General features: G+C 73.7%; 18 protein-coding genes. 10 read left to right on the plus strand and 8 right to left on the minus strand.

Annotation, left to right across the window (positions count from 1 at the left end; all coding sequences use genetic code 11):
* Window positions 1-62 precede the first annotated feature (62 nt).
* Window positions 63-608 carry a MarR family winged helix-turn-helix transcriptional regulator gene (locus ABZ780_RS23595; RefSeq protein WP_357487523.1) on the minus strand — a complete coding sequence of 182 codons (546 nt, stop codon included), beginning with the start codon at window positions 606-608 and terminating at the stop codon, window positions 63-65.
* Between the two features lie 114 nt (window positions 609-722).
* Here ABZ780_RS23595 and ABZ780_RS23600 point away from each other — a divergent pair, with 114 nt between their 5' ends.
* The 3 genes from ABZ780_RS23600 to ABZ780_RS23610 are packed head-to-tail and all read left to right on the plus strand — an operon-like array spanning window position 723 to window position 4,253.
* Window positions 723-2,294, plus strand: coding sequence for an LLM class flavin-dependent oxidoreductase (locus ABZ780_RS23600; RefSeq protein ID WP_357487524.1), 1,572 nt, complete (start codon window positions 723-725; stop codon window positions 2,292-2,294).
* Between the two features lie 43 nt (window positions 2,295-2,337).
* Entirely contained in the window at window positions 2,338-3,006 is a 669-nt protein-coding gene (locus ABZ780_RS23605) for a helix-turn-helix domain-containing protein (RefSeq protein ID WP_357002083.1), read from the plus strand.
* The gene (locus ABZ780_RS23610; protein WP_357002081.1) at window positions 3,003-4,253 is read left to right on the plus strand and encodes an MFS transporter; all 1,251 of its coding nucleotides are present in this window, start codon (window positions 3,003-3,005) and stop codon (window positions 4,251-4,253) included. The genes ABZ780_RS23605 and ABZ780_RS23610 overlap by 4 nt, the downstream gene beginning before the upstream one ends.
* A gap of 114 nt (window positions 4,254-4,367) precedes the next feature.
* Here ABZ780_RS23610 and ABZ780_RS23615 read toward each other — a convergent pair whose 3' ends face one another.
* Window positions 4,368-5,063 (minus strand): alpha/beta hydrolase, encoded by a 696-nt coding sequence (locus ABZ780_RS23615; RefSeq protein WP_357002078.1) that lies wholly within the window; start codon window positions 5,061-5,063, stop codon window positions 4,368-4,370.
* Between the two features lie 268 nt (window positions 5,064-5,331).
* On the minus strand, window positions 5,332-5,754 hold the full coding sequence (locus ABZ780_RS23620; RefSeq protein ID WP_357002076.1) for an MmcQ/YjbR family DNA-binding protein: 423 nt from the start codon (window positions 5,752-5,754) through the stop codon (window positions 5,332-5,334).
* Between the two features lie 177 nt (window positions 5,755-5,931).
* On the opposite strand from ABZ780_RS23620, the gene ABZ780_RS23625 reads away from it, so the two are divergent.
* Window positions 5,932-7,731: an acyl-CoA dehydrogenase gene (locus tag ABZ780_RS23625; protein WP_357487525.1), complete on the plus strand. Its 1,800-nt coding sequence runs from the start codon at window positions 5,932-5,934 to the stop codon at window positions 7,729-7,731.
* Window positions 7,732-7,749: 18 nt separating this feature from the next.
* Here the strand turns inward: ABZ780_RS23625 and ABZ780_RS23630 are convergent, their stop codons facing one another.
* Together ABZ780_RS23630 and ABZ780_RS23635 are read right to left on the minus strand one after the other, a co-directional pair.
* Window positions 7,750-7,926, minus strand: coding sequence for a hypothetical protein (locus ABZ780_RS23630; protein WP_357487526.1), 177 nt, complete (start codon window positions 7,924-7,926; stop codon window positions 7,750-7,752).
* Between the two features lie 94 nt (window positions 7,927-8,020).
* The gene (locus ABZ780_RS23635; protein WP_357002069.1) at window positions 8,021-8,740 is read right to left on the minus strand and encodes a spermidine synthase; all 720 of its coding nucleotides are present in this window, start codon (window positions 8,738-8,740) and stop codon (window positions 8,021-8,023) included.
* A gap of 131 nt (window positions 8,741-8,871) precedes the next feature.
* On the opposite strand from ABZ780_RS23635, the gene eccB reads away from it, so the two are divergent.
* Complete coding sequence (gene eccB, locus ABZ780_RS23640; RefSeq protein ID WP_357487527.1) at window positions 8,872-10,257, plus strand: type VII secretion protein EccB; 1,386 nt, start codon at window positions 8,872-8,874, stop codon at window positions 10,255-10,257.
* An 18-nt stretch (window positions 10,258-10,275) separates the two neighbouring features.
* Here the strand turns inward: eccB and ABZ780_RS23645 are convergent, their stop codons facing one another.
* Window positions 10,276-10,881, minus strand: coding sequence for a class I SAM-dependent methyltransferase (locus ABZ780_RS23645; RefSeq protein ID WP_357487528.1), 606 nt, complete (start codon window positions 10,879-10,881; stop codon window positions 10,276-10,278).
* Between the two features lie 297 nt (window positions 10,882-11,178).
* Between ABZ780_RS23645 and ABZ780_RS23650 the strand changes: the two genes are divergently transcribed.
* The 4 genes from ABZ780_RS23650 to ABZ780_RS23665 all read left to right on the plus strand — a co-directional run bounded on the left by ABZ780_RS23650 (window position 11,179) and on the right by ABZ780_RS23665 (window position 14,978).
* Window positions 11,179-12,216: a zinc-binding alcohol dehydrogenase gene (locus ABZ780_RS23650; protein ID WP_357487529.1), complete on the plus strand. Its 1,038-nt coding sequence runs from the start codon at window positions 11,179-11,181 to the stop codon at window positions 12,214-12,216.
* On the plus strand, window positions 12,217-13,038 hold the full coding sequence (locus ABZ780_RS23655) for a sugar phosphate isomerase/epimerase family protein (RefSeq protein WP_357002060.1): 822 nt from the start codon (window positions 12,217-12,219) through the stop codon (window positions 13,036-13,038).
* Window positions 13,035-14,381, plus strand: a complete 1,347-nt coding sequence (locus ABZ780_RS23660; RefSeq protein WP_357487530.1) for a hypothetical protein — start codon at window positions 13,035-13,037, stop codon at window positions 14,379-14,381. The genes ABZ780_RS23655 and ABZ780_RS23660 overlap by 4 nt, the downstream gene beginning before the upstream one ends.
* A gap of 63 nt (window positions 14,382-14,444) precedes the next feature.
* Entirely contained in the window at window positions 14,445-14,978 is a 534-nt protein-coding gene (locus tag ABZ780_RS23665; RefSeq protein WP_357487531.1) for a DUF2267 domain-containing protein, read from the plus strand.
* 109 nt (window positions 14,979-15,087) lie between these two features.
* Here ABZ780_RS23665 and ABZ780_RS23670 read toward each other — a convergent pair whose 3' ends face one another.
* A complete protein-coding gene (locus ABZ780_RS23670; RefSeq protein ID WP_357487532.1) occupies window positions 15,088-16,497 on the minus strand; it encodes a hypothetical protein in 1,410 nt (469 codons plus the stop codon).
* Between the two features lie 51 nt (window positions 16,498-16,548).
* On the minus strand, window positions 16,549-17,064 hold the full coding sequence (locus ABZ780_RS23675) for an NUDIX domain-containing protein (protein ID WP_357487533.1): 516 nt from the start codon (window positions 17,062-17,064) through the stop codon (window positions 16,549-16,551).
* Between the two features lie 147 nt (window positions 17,065-17,211).
* Here ABZ780_RS23675 and ABZ780_RS23680 point away from each other — a divergent pair, with 147 nt between their 5' ends.
* Window positions 17,212-17,703, plus strand: a complete 492-nt coding sequence (locus ABZ780_RS23680; protein ID WP_357002049.1) for a type II toxin-antitoxin system PemK/MazF family toxin — start codon at window positions 17,212-17,214, stop codon at window positions 17,701-17,703.
* Window positions 17,704-17,920 lie beyond the last annotated feature (217 nt).

Consider the following 17,920-nt stretch of genomic DNA (forward strand, 5'->3'; position numbering starts at 1 on the left):
ACCTCACGACGCACGACGGTCGGGGGTGCCGGCGGGCCCGCGTTCGTTGTCCGGCTGGTCGCTCAGGCGGTCTTGGAGCGGCTGTCGCGGGACGGCTCGTCCGACTCGGGCCGGACCTGCGTCACCACCTCACACAGGTCCCGCAGCGGGTCGACGGCCTGGGTCGAGCAGGCGACCCGCTGGAGCAGGACCCGCAGACTCGCCGACTCCTCGGGAGCGAGGGCCCCCAACAGATGGGACTCGACCCCGCGCAGCGCCCGCCGCCGTTGCTCCCAGGCCGCCCGGCCGGCGTCGGTGACATCCACCAGCCGGTTGCGCCGGTCCGCCGGGTCCGCCCGGCGCGCGACGTAGCCGGGGCGTTCCAGATCGTCGATCAGGTACGTCAGCACGGTGCGGTCGATGCCGAGCTCCTCGGCGATCGCTCCCTGGTTGCGGGCCGGCCCGTTGACTGCGGCGGTGAGCACCTGGTAGCCGCGCGGGCCACCGGGAAAGTCGGCGAGCGTGTGCTCGGCGGCCCGGACGTAGCCACGGAAGACGACGCCGAGCATCCAGCCCAGGTCGTCGTCGAGCGGATCGGGCCTGTCCCGTACGTCAGTGGCTCCCGTCATGCCCCGACAATAGCGCGGCTCGGCATACCTTGTTGGCGACAGATGTTCTGTCTGGCATAAGGTTGATGTCATGACGCACCGTTCCAGGGCGTCGGGGAAACGGGAGGCTCACCCATGGGCGACTACGGTCACGACCTGATCTTCGGATCGTTCACCACGCCAGGCAGCGACGACCCGGAGCGCACCGTTGGCCTCGCCGTCCTGGCCGAGCAGGTCGGGCTTGACCTGGTCACCTTCCAGGATCACCCGTACCAGCCGAGATTCCTCGACACCTGGACGCTGCTGAGCTATGTCGCCGCGCGGACCAGCCGGGTGCACCTGTCGGCGAACGTCACGAACCTGCCGCTGCGCACGCCCACCGTGCTCGCCCGCAGCGTCGCCAGCCTGGACCTGCTCAGCGGCGGCCGGATCGAGCTCGGCCTCGGCGCGGGCGCGTTCTGGGAGGCCATCGAGGCGATGGGCGGCCGACGACTGACCCCCGGGCAGGGAGTGCGGGCGCTGGAGGAGGCCATCGACGTCATCCGCCAGCTCTGGGACTCCGAGGCGCGCGGCGGCGTACGCGTCGACGGCGAGTTCCACCGCGTGCTCGGCGCCAAACGTGGCCCGGCCCCCGCCCACGCGGTGCCGATCTGGCTCGGCGCGTACAAGCCGCGGATGCTGGAGCTGACCGGTCGCCGGGCCGACGGTTGGCTGCCCTCGCTGGCCTACCTCCAGCCCGGTGACCTGGCCAAGGGCAACGAGTTGATCGACGACGCCGCACGGCGGGCCGACCGGTCGCCCCGGGACGTCCGCCGGCTGCTCAACATCTCCGGTCAGTTCGCGACCGCCGAACGTGGCCCCCTGCACGGTCCGGCCGAGCAGTGGGTGCGGGAGCTGGCCGAGCTCGCGCTCAACGACGGCATCAGCGCGTTCATCCTCGCCAGCGACGACCCTGACGACCTGCGCCGCTTCGCCGGTGAGGTGGCGCCCGCCGTGCGCGAACTGGTCGCCGCCGAACGCGACGCCTCGTCGGCGCGTACCCCGGTCACCGAACCTCTGGCGGTCGCCGCGCCGTCGGCGCGGCCGGCCCGCGCGAGGGTGACAAGCGGTGCCTTCGCGGTGGTGCCGACGCCCGACGACGGTCGGCGGCTCAGTGATCGGCAGGTCTGGGACGAGTCGGCCCGCCCGACCGGCCCCACGCCCGACCCGACGCGCACCTACACCGCGCACGAGCAGGCCAACGGCCAGCATCTCGTGCAGGTCCACGACGGCCTGCGCGGCGAACTGGCCCAGATCCACGACCTGATCGAGCAGGTCGCGGCGGGCGAGATCGACGCCGGCGCGGCCCGCTCCCAGATCAACACGATGACCATGCGGCAGAACCGCTGGACCCTCGGCGCCTACTGCGAGTCCTACTGCCGCATCGTCACCACCCACCACACCATCGAGGACCAGGCCCTCTTTCCGCGGCTGCGGCAGGCCGACCCCCGCCTGCGGCCGGTCGTCGATCGGCTGGAGCAGGAGCACCACGTCATCCACGAGGTGCTGGAGGGCGTCGACAAGGCGCTCGTCGCGTACGTCGGGGCGCCGGACGGGTTGGTGGAGCTGCGCGCCGCGGTGAACCTGCTGACCGACGCCCTGCTGTCGCACCTCAGCTACGAGGAGCGTGAGCTGGTCGAGCCGCTGGCCCGGCTGGGGGTGAGCTGACAACGGCTTGCGCCCGGAAGATCTGAGAGACTACTTTCGAAACATGTCTCTCAAGAACCCGTACGGGGATTTCGAGATCACGGAGCCGCAGGCGCTCCGGGCGCTGGCGCACCCCGTCCGGCTGGCCATCCTCGACCGGCTCCAGCTGCACGGCCCGGCAACCGCCACCGGGCTGTCGCCGCACGTCGGCGCCACACCGTCGGTGGTCAGCTGGCACCTGCGCCACCTCGCGACGTTCGGCCTGGTCACCGACGCGCACAGTGCCACCGGTGCCACCAGCAAGCGGGAACGCTGGTGGCAGGCCGCCGCCCGGGGCTTCCGCTTCGAGCTGCCCGATGACGCCGAGGGTCAGGCCGCCGCCCGGCAACTGCGCGGCGAGACGTTCGCGCGCGCCGCCGAGGCGCCGCAACAGTGGCTGCTGCACGACGAGCCCCGGCTCGACGACGAATGGCGCGGGCTGGCCGGCCTCGCCGACACCCGGTTCGTGGCCACCGCCGACGAGCTGCGGCAGTTGGAACAGACGATCGAGGAACTGCTCGCCCCGTACGTACGTCGCAAGGACGACGACACGCAACCCGCCGGCGCGCAGGTCGTCCGGATGCTGCGCTACCTGCTGCCCGAGCCCGGCGCGCTATCGTCCGAGCCCGGCGCGCTATCGTCCGAGCCCGGCGCGTTGTCGTCCGAGCCCGGCGACGGCCCCGCCGCGTCATGACCACCGTCGAGGCCGCGCCGGCTCTGCACCGCGACCGGCGGTTCCGCACCTTCTGGATCGGCGAGACGGTCTCCCAGTTCGGCGACCGGATCAGCGAGTTGGCGCTGCCGCTGATCGCCGTCTCCCTCCTCGTGGTCACCCCCGCGCAGGTCAGCGTCCTCACCGCGTTGATCTGGCTGCCCAACCTGCTGGGCCTGTTCCTGGGCGCGTGGGTGGACCAGCGCACCCACAAGCGACGGCTGCTGATCATCGCCGACCTGATCCGCGCGGCGGTGCTGCTCAGCCTGCCGGTGGCGTACCTCTTCGACGCGGTGACCCTCACCCACCTCTACCTTGTGGCACTGCTCACCGGCGCCGGGGCGGTGTTGTTCGCGATGGCGCGCCAGGCCTTCTTCGTGGCGCTGGTGCCGAGATCGGCGTACGTGGACGCGACAAGCAAGATGAGCATGAGCCGCTCCCTGTCGTTCATCGCCGGACCGGCCGTCGGCGGAGGGCTCGTCCAGGCTTTCACCGCGCCGATCGCGGTCGTCGTCGACGCGGTGTCCTTTCTCGGCTCCGCCCTGCTGATCGGCCGCATCCCGGTCACCGAGGCGCCCCCGCCGCCGCGCCGAACGTCCACCCTCGCCCTCGTCCGCGAAGGGCTCGTGCTGGTGCTGCGCCACCCCGTGCTGCGCGCCGCGCTCGGCTGCACCAGCACCGTCAACTTCTTCACCTTCATTGCCACCGCGCTGCTGGTGCTCTACGCCAACCGTGAGCTCGGCCTGTCGGCCGGCGCCATCGGCATCGCGCTCGGCGGCGGCGCGCTCGGTGGACTGGCCGGAGCGGCGCTCGCCCCCCGGGTGTCGCGCGCCATCGGACTGGGCCGCACCGCGATGATCGGCGTGGTGCTCTTTCCCGCGCCGCTGGCCCTGACCGCGCTGATCAGTGGCCCTACCTGGGCGAAGGTGACCCTGCTGGCGGCCATCGAGCTGGTCTCCAGCGTCGGGGTGATGCTGATGGACGTCAACCTCAACGCCCTCCTCACCGCCGTCACGCCCGACGACGCGCGGGGCCGTCGGGCCGGTGCGTACAGCGCCGTCAACTACGGCATCCGGCCGCTCGGCGCGCTGGTCGGCGGCGCTCTGGGCACCACCATCGGGCTGCGGCCGACACTGGTCGTCGCCGGCCTGGGCGGGACACTCGCGGTGCTCTGGCTGCTGGCGTCGCCGGTGCGCCACATCACGACCATCGACGACCCGATGCCCTGACCGGCATCGGCCCTGACCCCGGCCGTCCTGACCCTGACCCTGGCCGCTGACCGTCCTGGCCCTGGCTCGGGGGAGGGCGGGCGCCGGCTGGCCCGCCGGCCGCGACCGCGCAGGTCAGCCGGCCTGCTCCAGCAGCAGCTGGGCCAGCTCGGCGGGTTGCGAGAACATCGGCCAGTGGCCGGTGTCCATCGTGACCAGCCGCCAGTGGTCGCTGGTCAGCAGCCCGGTCACGGTGGCGTTGGGCTCGGGCCCGTCGAGCAGACACTTGATGTACGTCGCCGGCAGCTCGCTCAGCGGCCGGGTCAGCACGGCCGGCTCGGCCAGCGTGGCACCAGGGTGCGGGGTGGAACCCTCGACCAGCCGCGCGACCTGCTCGTCGGTGAGCCCCTGACCGTCGAAGTCGGCCGCGCCGAGCGGCGGCCAGTAGCCGCCGTTGTCGGCGAGCACCGACTCCAGTGCCGCGGGCCCCTGCCACCAGCCGGACACGAACGACTCACCGTCGACCGGCACGTCCGAGTCGACGAAGACCACCCGGGTCAACCGGTCACCGATCCGCTCGGCGGCCTGACCCACCGGGATGCCCGAGTAGCTGTGCCCGACCAGCACCACGTCACGCAGGTCGCGGCGCTCGATCTCGCCGACAATGTCCTGCACGTGGGTCTGCTGCCCGGCGGGCACACCCCGCCTCTCGGCGAGACCGGACAGGGTCAGCGGGTGCGTCTCGTGGCCGGCCGCTCGCAGCGGCGGCACCACCTCGTCCCACGCCCACGACCCCAGCCACGCCCCCGCTACCAGCACGAAATCAGCCATGCCCGGGACCCTAACGCCGACCTGCGACAGTCCGGCGACCGATGGCCGCAGCCCGGCGGGTCACGGCCGTCGTTGGTGGGCGCTCGCCGCAGTTCAGAGCGGCCCGGCCGAGGTCAGGCGGATGATCCACTCGGGATCGGCGATGTCGGGGTATCCACGGCACCCGGATACCCCGACATCGCCGACCTCGTGTCGATCATGGCCGCTGGCCGCTGGCCGCTGGCCGCTGGCCGCTGGCCGCTGGCCGCTGGGCGGCTGGGACCTGGATTCAAGCGGGTGGCGGACCGGGGCGGTCGACCAGGGCCGCGAGCCGTTTCGGCGCGAGGAGGCAGTAGCTCTCGGTGAGCAACTCGGCCACCTCGTCCCAGGCCGTGTCGTCGTCCACGACCATGCCCAGCACGGTCGGGCCCCACTCGGGCTTGTAGAACGGGTGGCCGCTCGCCACCAGGCCCGCGATCTCGTCGGGTGGCGAGCGGAAGATCAGCAGGCAGGCCGGCCGATCCATTTCGGCGGCGCGCGGGTGGGCCGGTTGGCGGGCCGGGTCGACGGTGAGCACGTGGGCGAAGGTCCGTTTGCGGATCCGCCAACGGGTGCCCACCCAGGCCGGCTCCTCGTAGCTCTCCGGCAGCACACGGCAGATCGGCCGCAGCCGGTCGAGGACCTCGGGAGGGACGTCTCCGGGTTCGGTCACGGCCAGCGACCCTAGCCGCCCGGTGTGACAATTCTCGTCCGTCGATGGGCGTCAGTCCGGTCCCGTCGGTGTGGTGCCCGTCCGACCGATCCGACAGGATGAGGCCGGAGCGGCACACGCCCGACGACCGCCCCGACCGCCGCACCCACCCGCCGCCCCCGCCCACCGAGGAGTGCCGTGTCCACCCTGCTCTCACGCCGCGACCTGGACTTCCTGCTGCACGAATGGTTGCGGGTGTCGCAGCTCGTCGAGCGTCCTCGCTACGCCGAGCATTCTCGGGAGACGTTCGACGACGCGCTGGACCTCGCCGAGCGGGTGGCCACCGAGCAGTTCGCCTCGCACAACCGGGCCGCCGACCTCGCCGAGCCGACGTTCGACGGGCAGCAGGTACGGCTGATCCCGCAGGTCCGCGCGGCGTTGGACAGCTTCGCCGAGACCGGTCTGCTCAGCGCCGGGCTGGACGCCTCGGTCGGCGGTCTGCAACTGCCGCACGCCGTCGCCGCCGCCTGCTTCGCCTGGTTCCAGGCGGCCAACGTGGCCACCTCGGCGTACCCGATGCTCACCCTGGGCAACGCGAACCTGTTGCTGGCACACGGCAGCGCGGAGCAGGTCGACACCTATGTCCGGCCGATGCTGGAGGGTCGGTTCTTCGGCACCATGTGCCTGTCCGAGCCGCACGCGGGCAGTTCCCTGGCCGACATCACCACCCGGGCCGAGCCGCAGCCGGACGGCACGTACCGGATCTTCGGCACCAAGATGTGGATCTCCGGCGGTGATCACGAGCTGGCCGAGAACATCGTCCACCTGGTGCTGGCGCGGATCCCCGGCGGACCGCCCGGGGTGAAGGGCATCTCGCTGTTCGTCGTACCGAAGGTGCTCGTCGGGCCGGGCGGGTCGCTCGGCGACCGCAACGACGTGGTGCTGGTCGGGCTCAACCACAAGATGGGCTTCCGGGGGACCACCAACACCCTGCTCAGCTTCGGCGACGGCGGGCACGCCCCGGGCGGTCGCGCCGGCGCCGTGGGCCACCTGGTCGGTACGCCGCACCAGGGGCTCGCCCAGATGTTCCACATGATGAACGAGGCCCGCATCGGCGTCGGCGCCGGCGCCACCGCGCTGGGCTACACCGGCTATCTCAAGAGCCTGGAGTACGCCCGGGAGCGACCGCAGGGCCGGCCGGTTGGTGCGAAGGATCCGTCCGCGCCGCAGGTGCCGATCATCGATCACCCGGACGTACGACGGATGCTGCTGGCGCAGAAGAGCTACGTGGAGGGAGCGCTGGCCCTGGTGCTCTACTGCGCCCGGCTGCTCGACGAGGAGAAGACCGCCCCGGAACAGGTCGACCGCGAACGCGCGCACCTGCTGCTGGAGGTGCTCACCCCGATCACGAAGAGCTGGCCGTCGCAGTGGTGCCTGGCCGCCAACGACCTGGCGATCCAGGTGCTCGGCGGCGCCGGCTACACCCGCGATCACGACGTGGAGCAGCACTACCGGGACAACCGGCTCAACCCGATCCATGAGGGCACCCACGGCATCCAGGCGCTGGACCTGCTGGGACGCAAGATGACCATGCACGACGGCGCGGGTCTGCTCCTGCTGACCGAGACGATGGGGGACGCCGCCACCCGGGGACGCAAGGCCGGCGGGGAGGCCGCCGAGTTGGCCGACCGACTGGCCGCCGCGGTGGACCGGATCGTCGCGGTCACCCGTCGACTCTGGGCCGACGGTGACCCGGTGCTCGCCCTGGCCAACGCCAGCGCCTACCTGGAGGCGGTCGGGCACGTGGTGATCGCGTGGATGTGGCTGGAGCAGTGGCTGGCGCTGCCGCCGGAGGGGTCCGGGGACGCGTTCCACGCCGGCAAGCGGCAGGCGGCTCGCTACTTCTTCACTGTCGAACTGCCCCGCACCGGCCCCCAGTTCGACCTGCTGAACAGCCGCGACCGGACCACGCTCGACATGCGCGCGGACTGGTTCTGAACGGGAGCTTGACCGGTCTCACCGTCGCCGGCCCTGGTGCTGCATCGCCTGCCGCCCCTTGACCACGCCCAGCACGATCACCACGACGAGCGCGATCAGCCCGATGATGATCAGCCAGCGGACGGCTTCGAGGAGCAGCCCGAGCAGGATCAGCACGCCGGCCACCACGCCGACGACCCAGAGCATGGCACGCATCTCGACCTCCCGTGACGGCCCCGCCCGTGCGGCGACCCGCCGGTCACCTTCCCGATCCCGCCGCCACCATGCCCAACCGGGCGGAGGAGCCGGTTCAGGACGCGGTACGGGCGACGTAGACGGTGTTGGCGGACTGGCCGCCGGTCAGCGGGTTGGCGAACGGCACGACGTGCGCCCGCGCGGTCGCGAACACCTCGGCGAGCGCGGCGGTGAACTCGGCGTCCGGCGGGTCGTCCGACCAGAGCGCGAAGACACCCTCCGGGCGCAGCAGCGCGGTGAGTCGCCGCAGCCCATCCGGCTCGTAGAAGGGTGCGTGGCTGGGGTGCAGGACGTTGCGGGGTGAGTGGTCGACGTCGAGCAGCACGGCGTCGAACCGACGTCCGGGCGCCTCGGCGTCGAATCCGGCGTCGCCGGCCACCGCCGCGAAGAAGTCGGCGCGTACGAAACGGGTCCGTGGATCCTCGGCGAGCCCCGCCGCGAACGGCAGCAGCCCGCGCTGGTGCCAGTCGATCACGTCCTCGATGGCCTCCACCACCACCAGCGACCGCACCCTCGGGTCGTCCAGCGCGGTGCGGGCGGTGTAGCCCAGGCCGAGCCCACCGACCACCACGTCGAGCGCGTCACCGGTCAGTTCGGCCAGCCCCAGGCGGGCCAGCTCGATCTCCGCGACGGGGAACAGGCTGGACATCAGGTACTCGTCGTCGAGCTTGACCTCGTACACCTCGACCTGAAGTGCCGGGTCCCGGCGTCGACGCAGGCTGATCGCTCCGATCGGGGTCTCCCGCCAGGCCAACTCCTCGAAACGCGCGCCCACGGGTGGTGCCCTTCCGCCGCCGGATTCGTCCCCGGATGCTACCGCTCGGTTGATCCCCGGCCACGCAGGGTCCACGGGACATCGACGCAACGCATATTCTGTGGCCGGCCGAATCCACCGGAAGGGACCCGATGCCGTCGCGGCAGGACCAGCTGCACTCCTACCAGTTCAGCGTCCAGCGGGCCGTCGCCGCCCTGGTCATGCGGGAGACCGACCCGGCCCAGTCGCCGTTTCGGCGACTCGCCGGCGCGGGTCTGGCCAGCGTCCTGGTCGCGGCGATCGGGCTGGGTGGTTCGGCGCTCTACGGCCTGTTCGCCGGCGGTGGCAAGGGGTGGCGCGATCCGGGCGCGGTGATCGTGGAGAAGGAGTCCGGTGCCCGGTTCGTCTACCGCGACCAGAGACTGCACCCGGTGCTCAACTACGCCTCGGCACTGCTGATCGTCGGCGCGGACCGGTCCAAGACCGTGCTGGTGTCCCGCCGTTCGATCGACGGCGTGCCGCGCGGGTTGCCGCTGGGCATCGCCGACGCACCGGATTCGCTGCCCGCGCCGGGCCGGCTGGCGACGTCGCCCTGGACGGTCTGCTCGACGACCCCGGCGGGCGCGGGCGGCGATGAGCCCCGGTCCGCGCTGCTCATCGGCACCGAGCCGGGTGGCGGCCGGCCGCTGGGCGACGACGCGTTGCTGCTGCGCCACCCCGACGGTGGCCTGCACCTGGTGTGGCATCAACGCCGCTACCTGGTCCGCGATCCCAATCGGGTGCTGGCGGCGCTGGCGACCACCAGCGCTCGGGCGGTGCCGGTGGCGCCCGCCCTGCTCAACTCGCTGCCCGCCGGCGTCGACCTGGCCCCGCTCGCGCTGCCCGGTGCGGGCAGCCCGTCCACCGGAGTGCCGGGCGCCACGATCGGTCAGGTCTACCTGGTGCGCAACTCCGGCGGCGGCCGGCAGCACGCGGTGGCGCTCGACGACGGGCTGGCCGGGATCACCGAGTTGCAGGCCGGGCTGCTGCTGGCCCGCACCGGGCAGGGCGAGCCGGAGCCGATGACGCTCGGCCGGTTCGCCGCGCTGCCCACCATGCCGGACCTCGCGCCGAGCGGCCCGACCGCCCCACCGCCGGCACCACCCCGGCTCGCCGCCGCCGACGACGCGGCGGTCTGCGCCCGCGTCGGCGACGACGGCGGGGCCAGCGAGGTGCGCTGGGGCGTACACCTGCCGGACCTGGCCGCCGTGCCGCGGACCGCGCCGGCCGGTGGTGCCGTGCTGGCCGACCACGTGGTGGTGGAGCCGGGCCGCGGCGCGGTCGTCGAGGCCGCCGCGGCGCCCGGCGCGTCCGGCGGCGCGGTGTCCGTGGTCACCGACCTGGGCCGGCGGTACGTGCTGGCCGACCGGGAGGTGTTGGCGATGCTCGGCTACCGCGACGTGCGACCGGTGCGGCTGCCCGCCGGCCTGGTCAGCCTCGTGCCGGCCGGCGCAACCCTGGATCCGGCCGCCGCGCGGGCGGTGGCCGCTCCGGCGTGACCCAGGCCAACCCAGGTGTCAGCCGGCCGGGCGGCGCAGGACGCTGACCGCGAAGTCCGCGTCGTCGCGCCACGGGCGCAGGTCCCAGGTGGCGAAGCGGTGCTCCAGGCGCAGCCCGGCGGCGATCGCGTCGGCGTCGAACGCGGTCAGCGGGTAACCGCGCTCGGTGCCGAAACCCACCGCCAGCACACCGTCCGGGCGCAGGTGCCCGGCGATGCGGCGCAGCACCTCCGGCTCGGTGCCGGCGGCCACGAAGGCGAGCACGTTGCCCGCCAGGACCGCCGCGTCGAACGGCTCCGCCTCGCCGAGCGCCGGCAGGTCCAACTCGGCCAGGTCGGCGACCAGCCAGTGCGGGCCGGGGTAGTCGGCGCGGGCGGCGTCGACCAGCGCGGGATCGGCATCGACACCGACCACGGTGTGCCCTCGCTGGGCCAGGGCCGCGCCGACGCGTCCGGTGCCGCTGCCGGCGTCGAGGATCCGCGATCCGGGCGCGACAAGCGTGTCCACCAGACGGGCCTCGCCGGCCAGATCCGCGCCCTCGGCCGCGAGTTTGCGGAACCGCTCGATGTACCACTGCGAGTGCTCGGGGCCGGTGTCGGTCGCCCAGCGGGTCGGGTTGGCCATACGGTCACGGTAGCCGGGCCGACCGGGGCGCGACGGGCGACCCGGAGCAGCCGGCCCGGCCACCGTGGCGGCTCAGCCCTTCTCGGCGCCGCTGGTCAGCCCCTCGGTGAGCAGCCGCTCGCTGGCGAAGAAGAGGATGACGGAGAGTAATGGGAGAGTATCCGCCTCGGAGGTGCTGACATCGGTGGCACTCCTCTCGAAGGGTACATGCCGGATTCAACGCCTTCGATTGATCAATGACAAGACATATGGCGATTTTTTGCTATCCTGGAGCCCAGTGCTACCGGGATGTGACACATGGGCAACTGGGTCGTCTCCCTCGCCGGGCCTCGGCAGATCAGCCTTGAGCCCTGCCCACCGGATCCGCTCGGCCCCGGCCAGGTCCGGGTCCGCACCTGCTACTCGGGCATCTCCGCCGGCACCGAGCTGACCCTCTACCGGGGCAGCAATCCCCGGCTCAGCAAAGACTGGGACGACGCCGCCCGGATGTTCGTCCCCCGGCAGACCCCGGTGCCCTACCCGCTGATCGGCTTCGGCTACGAGGAAGTCGGCGAGGTCGTCGAGGTGGCACCGGAGGTCACCGACCAGCACCCGGGGCAGTTGGTGTGGGGCATCTGGGGGCACCGGGCCGAGGCCGTGCTCGCCGCCGGCGCGGTCCGTCCGCTGCCCGCCGACCTGGACCCGCTCGCCGCGGTCTTCGCCCGGCCGGGTGCCATCGCGCTGACCGCCGTGCTCGCCGCCGACCTGCACCTCGGCGACTGGGTGGGCGTCTTCGGGCAGGGCGTCATCGGCCTGCTCGCCACCCGGCTCGCCGTCCTCTCCGGGGCCCGGGTGGTGGCCGTCGACCGGGTGCCCGACCGACTGGAGCACGCGGCCCGCTACGGCGCACGGGCCACAGTGGACGCCGACGCCGAATCCGCCGCCACCGTTCTGCGCCGGGCCACCGACGGCCGAGGCGCGGACGTCTGCCTGGAGCTGTCCGGGGCGTACCCGGCGCTGCACGAGGCGATCCGGTCCACGGCACACGCCGGCCGGGTCGTGGCCGCCGGTTTCTACCAGGGCCAGGCCGACGGGCTCGGCCTCGGTGAGGAGTTCCACCACAACCGCATCCAGTTGGTGGCCGCCCAGGTCTCCGGCCCCACCCCCGCGCCGAGCATGGCCGGCCGGTGGACCGGCGACCGGGTGGCGCAGACCTTCATGGAGCTGGTGGCTGAGCATCGGGTCGACCCGTTGCCGCTGGTCAGCCACATCGTCGACGCCAGTGCGGTCGCCGACGCCCTCGCGCTGCTCGACAGCGGCGCCGGTGACGTCCTCCAAGTGGTGTTGAGGTTCTAGATGACCACCATCGCGCTGGCCTGCCAGGAACAGCTCCTGCCGGGCACCGACCTGATCCAGAAGTACGCCCTCGCCACCGCCCTCGGCTACCAGGGCATTGAGCTACGCGGGCGCGGCGACGGCGCGTTCGCCCGCCGGCTTCCCGAGCTACGCCGGGCCCGCGCCGCCGGGGTGGTGATGCCCACCGTCTGCGTCGAGATGGACCACTTCATCGGCGACTTCGACCCGGCCCGCTCCGCCGACGCGGTCCGCAACCTGCGCTCCCAACTGTCGGTGATCGCCGAGCTGGGCGGCGTCGGGGTGATGACCCCGGCGTCCTGGGGGATGTTCTCGCGGCGGCTGCCGCCGTTCGAGCCACCGCGCCCGCCCGCCGGCGACCGGCTGGTGCTCCTGGACGCCCTCGGCGAGTTGGGCGCGCACGCCCGCGCCGAGGGAGTCACCCTCTTTCTCGAACCCCTCAACCGGTACGAGGACCACATGGTCAACCGTCTCGACGAGGCTGTCGCCCTCTGCGCTGCGGTCGGCCTGCCCTCGGTCCGGGTGGTCGCCGACACCTTTCATATGAACATCGAGGAGGACGACGTGCACCGGGCGCTGCGCGCCGCCGCGCCGTACCTCGGGCACGTGCAGGTCAGCGACTCCAACCGCTACCAGCCGGGCGCCGGGCACCTGGACTGGCCGGCGCTCGTGCGGACTCTCCTGGAGCTGGACTACCGGGGCTGGCTGGCGCTGGAGTGCCGGCTGCGCGGCGACCCGGTGCGGGCCCTGCAACAGGCCGCCACGGTGCTGCGGCACGCGCTGCCCCGGCGGGCCGCGGCATGACCGCCGCCCCGGCGCGCACCGGCGGTCCGGCCGATCTCGCCGGGCTGCGCCGACTCGCCGCCGCCACCCTCGACGCCAATTGGGAACACGACCACACCGTGCCGTCGCGCACCCTCTATCCCCACCAGTGGAGCTGGGACTCGGCGTTCATCGCGATCGGCCTGGCCCACGTCCGTCCCGAGCGGGCCTGGCAGGAGCTGGCGAGTCTGTTCCGGGCGCAGTGGGCCGACGGGCGGGTGCCGCACATCGTGTTCAACCCGGCGCTGCGCGTCGGGGCGTACTTCCCCGGCCCGGAGTTGTGGCGCTCCGCCGACGCGCAGGGCTCGCCGGCCGTGCACACCTCCGGCCTGGTCCAGCCGCCGGTGCACGCGCTCGCCGCGTTGCTGGCGTACCGGCGGGCACCCGGGCAGGCCGGCCTGGCCGCGCTGCACCGGCTCTACCCGGCGTTGGTCGCGCAGCAGCGCTATCTGGCCGACCACCGGGACGTGGCCGGTGACGGGCTGATCTGCGTCGTGCACCCGTGGGAGTCGGGCCTGGACAACAGTCCCGCGTGGGACGAGCCGATGGCCGCGGTGCCGGCCGAGGCGGCGGTCATGCGCGCGTACCGTCGGCACGACACCGCGCACGCCGACGCCGCGCACCGCCCCACGGACCTGGACTACGCGCGTTACCTGGCGATCGTCGCGGCCTACCGCGACCACGGCTACGCCGACCGCGCGCTGGCCGACGGCCATCCGTTCCTGGTGGAGTGCCCGCTGTTCAACGCCGCCTTCGGGGCCGCCGAACACGCCCTCGCCGAGATCGCCGCGCTGATCGGCGCCGACCCCGAGCCGCACCGGGTCCGCGCGGGCCGGATCACCGAGGCATTGGTACGTCGGCTGTACGACCCGGTCAACGGCACCTTCCAGCCCCGCGACGTGCGCGCCGGCCGGCTGCTCGGCGCGCGTACCGTGCTCGGGCTGACGCCGCTGATCCTGCCCGACCTGCCCGCCCGGCAGGCCGACGCGCTGGTCGTCGAGGCACGGTCGGCGCGCTTCGGGGTGGCCGCGCGGATGGACCGCCCGCTGCCCAGCCACGACCGGACCGCGCCCGACTTCGAGCCGCTGCGCTACTGGCGCGGGCCGAGTTGGCTGAACATCGGCTGGCTGGTGCGGCGCGGGCTGCTCGCGCACGGGCACCCGGCGTTGGCGGCCGGGCTGCGACGGTCGATGATCGGGCTGGTCGCCGGGGCGGGCTGCCACGAGTACTTCCACCCGGACACCGGCGCCGGGCTGGGCTCACCGGCGTTCGGCTGGACCGCCGCGCTGCTGCTCGACCTGCTGGCCGACGAGCCCCAACCGTGAACCTGCGGACTCCCGCGCGGCCGGTGCCGTTTGCCGGCACCGGCCGTGGGTAACCGCCCGGGCGTGACCGACAGCCTGGGCGGCGACGGGTTCCCGCACTTCATCGAGGCGGTGTCCCGACGGTCCGGCCTACCGACCGAGCAGGCCGCCGCGCTCGCCCGCGCGGTGCTCCAGACGATGGCCGAACGAGTCACCGGCGGCGTGCCCGACGACCTCGTCGGGCACCTCCCCGATGAGGTGGACGGCTACCTGGACGGCGCCGTGCCGAGCCCGCCTTCGGGCCCGACCGGCCTGCCTTCGGACCTGACTCCGGGCCCGGCCAGCGGCGTCGACGGGCTCGACACCGGCGTCGGCCTCGACGTCGGTGGGCCTGCTGCGACCCGGCCGCCGGTGGACGCTGGGCCGGCGGAGTTTCTTCGCCGGGTGGGCCAGCGAGCCGGCGTGGACCCGGTTACGGCAGGGGCCGGCACCGGCGCGGTCTTCGCGACCCTGCGCGAGGCGGTCACGGTGGGGGAGTTCCGGCAGATGGTCGCGCGACTGCCCAGCGACGATGACGGCGGTGCCGCGCCCGTTTCGCCCGACCCGTACGGGCCCTGATTCGTCGCGAATGCCGCCGGCGCGGCCGGCGCGTCGAGATCCACTCCAGATCGGCGATGTCGCGGCATCCAGGCAATCGGATACCGCCATGTCGGCGACCTGGAGTCGATCACGCGCGACGCGAGGCCGAGCCGGGACGTCGGTCCGGATCTGGGGCGGCGTCGGAGAGTTCCTCGGGCTCGGCGACCCAGGCGGAGAAGACCGGCACCCCGTGCCACGGCCCGGTGGTCCCGTCCGGCCGGCGTTCGGTGGCGACGGCCACGACGGCGTACGGGTGGCCGAAGCGCAACTCGGCGGTGCGTGCCACGCCCTCCGGCGGGAGGCTGACCGTCCCGAACATGCCGGTCACCGCCGCCGCCTCGAAGCCGTACCGGTCGTAGCGGGCCATCGCCACCTGCCGCGCCTCGAAGCCCTGTGCCGGCTGGGCGAGCGCTCGCGCCAGCGCCGCCGTGGCGGCCGGGAAGCCCAGCGACTCGGCGGTGAGGTCGTGCTCGCTGCGCGCCGACCAGCAGGGAAGCACCGCGCTGTGCCGCTCCTCGCGGCCGTCGCGGGCCCGGGTCCGGACTCGCTCCTCCCGGATCGTCCACAGCGGAGCGTCGCCGAGCGGCAGGTCGAACAGCGACCGCCGGCCGGCCGGTTGCGCGCCGTCGGCCGCGCCGGCGCTGAGGTGGTACGCGGTGGCCAGCACGTCGCCCGGCGGCACGTCCGGTGCGGCGGCGACCGACAGCACCACCAGCCCTGAGCCGTCGGCCGTCTGGGCTGGTGCCGCGTGCACGATCACGTCACCGGCCCGCGTGGTCGTGGCGATGGCGCCGCGGTGACCGTGGCTCGGGCTGCGCAGGACGCGGCGCAGGTCGCGCGCCCAGGCGCTGCCCGGGCCGAGCGCGCGGGCGTCGGTGACCTCGAACGGCTCGGCCCAGGAGATCCGGGTCGCGAGGGCGCTGGCCAGGGCGAACACCACGTCCGGGCTGACCTTCAGGGGGAACGTGTCGATCAGGCCGTCGGTGTGCTCGCGCGCCCACGCGTCCAACCCGGCCTGGTCGGGTAGCGCGCCGACCTCGGTCGTCGCCGGCAGGGCCGCCCGCCATCCGGCCGTACCGTCGAGGCCCCGGCCCGGTCGGGTCGCGGGCAGGGCCGCCGGCCGCCCGGCGGTACCGTCGAGGCCCCGGCCCGGTCGGTGCCAGAGCGCGGTGGCGGACGCGACCAGCGGGTGCGGCGCGTCCAGCAGCGCGCGGGCGACCTGCGCCGCGCTGGCCAGGTCCGTGCCCAGGGCCGCCGCCAGCTCCGCAGCCACCGTCTCGCGCTCGCCCGCCACCGTGGGCGCGTCGGCCACCGTGGGGTCGCCGGCCGTGTCGGGCACGCCGGCGTGCTCGGCTGTCGGGTCGGGGTTGGACGCCGCCGCGCTGAGGGCGAGCAGCAGCCAGGCACCGAGGGGGGAGGCGACGTGGTGCCGGTCGCCGATCGTGGCGTGCAGGCGCTCGGCGTACGCGCAGAGCGGCCCGTGCAGGTCGGTCGTCATGCCCCCACTCTGCCCGCCGCCGCCCGCTCCGGCATCCTCACCGACCCTGGTTCACGACCACAGCTCGAACGGCTCGTCGATGGTCTCGCCGGCCAGGAAGGGTGTGATGAGCTGGGGGAGTTGCCCGGGGTAGAAGCGTTCCCGGCTGGCCACCACCTCCGAAAGCGGCCACCAGCGGAAACCGAAGTAGTCCTCCCGCTCGTAGTCGAGCCGGTCCGCCTCGTCCACGTCCGGCCCGGGGCCGGCGAGCCGTACCGCGACGATGACCTCGTCCTGGACGTGGCGCAGCTGGCGGTGCAGGAAACTCGCCCGTCGTCGCCAGGTCGGCGCACCCACCTGGTCGGCGGTGACCACGATGCCGGTCTCCTCGCGGAGTTCCCGTACCGCCGTGTCGCGGTACGTCTCACCGGGGTCCATGCCGCCGCCGGGAAGCTCCCACCAGGTGCCGAGCCGGGGATGGTCCGGGTCGCGGGTGTGGAACAGCAACACCCGGTCGCCGCCGTCACAGACCACCACGCGCACCGCGCGTCGCTCCCACGCGGGCAGGTCGTCGGGCAGCTCGGTCATCGGGCCAGTCTGCCGCAGCGCCGCCGTCTCCGCCGTAGCGCCGACCAGCCCTGCCGTAGCGCCGCCTCCAGTCGCCCGTAGCGCCGCCTCCAGTCGCCCGTAGCGCCGCCTCCGGTCGCCCGCAGCGGGGCCGGTAGGCTGCCCGCCGTGGCTGGTCTGTTGAGGAACATGGCGCAACGCATCTCCCGGGTGGGCGCGGCTATCCCGTCGCCCCGACGGTCCGGGCCGGCCCCCGCGCGGGTGGCCCGCCCCCGGCAGGTCAACGCGTTGCAGCGGCGGGAGCTGACGTACGCCCCCGAGCAGGACGGTCAGGCCGACCCCGGGGAAATCGTCTGGACCTGGGTGCCGTACGAGGACGACCCCCGCCAGGGCAAGGACCGCCCGGTGCTGGTGGTCGGGAGGCACAGCCGGACGCTGTTCGGGCTGATGCTGTCCAGCCAGAGTGACCGGGACGGGCAGCGGCACTGGTTCGCGCTCGGCCCCGGCGAGTGGGACCGGGACAACCGGCCCAGTTGGGTCCGGCTGGACCGGGTGCTCACCATGCGCGAGGACAGCATCCGTCGGGAGGGCGCTGTGCTGGACCGGCCTCGGTTCGACCGGGTCGGGCAGGCGCTGCGCGCCGGTTACGGCTGGCGCTGACCGTACCCCGGTGAAAGCCGGTCAGGCCGTCTCGCGGCTCGGGCCGACGGCGGCGTCCTGGGCCTCCGGCGGCGTCCTGGGCCTCCGGCGGGGGGTACGGCTGCTCGGCGAGCAGCCGGGCCAGGTGCGCGCTGTTGAGGGCCAGGGCATTCGTGGTGCGACCGGTGGTGTCGGGCTTGGGGCCGGCGTCGCGGTAGTCCACCGTGTGCAGTGCCTC

Source organism: Micromonospora sp. NPDC047467 (assembly GCF_040643095.1).
Lineage (GTDB): Bacteria > Actinomycetota > Actinomycetes > Mycobacteriales > Micromonosporaceae > Micromonospora.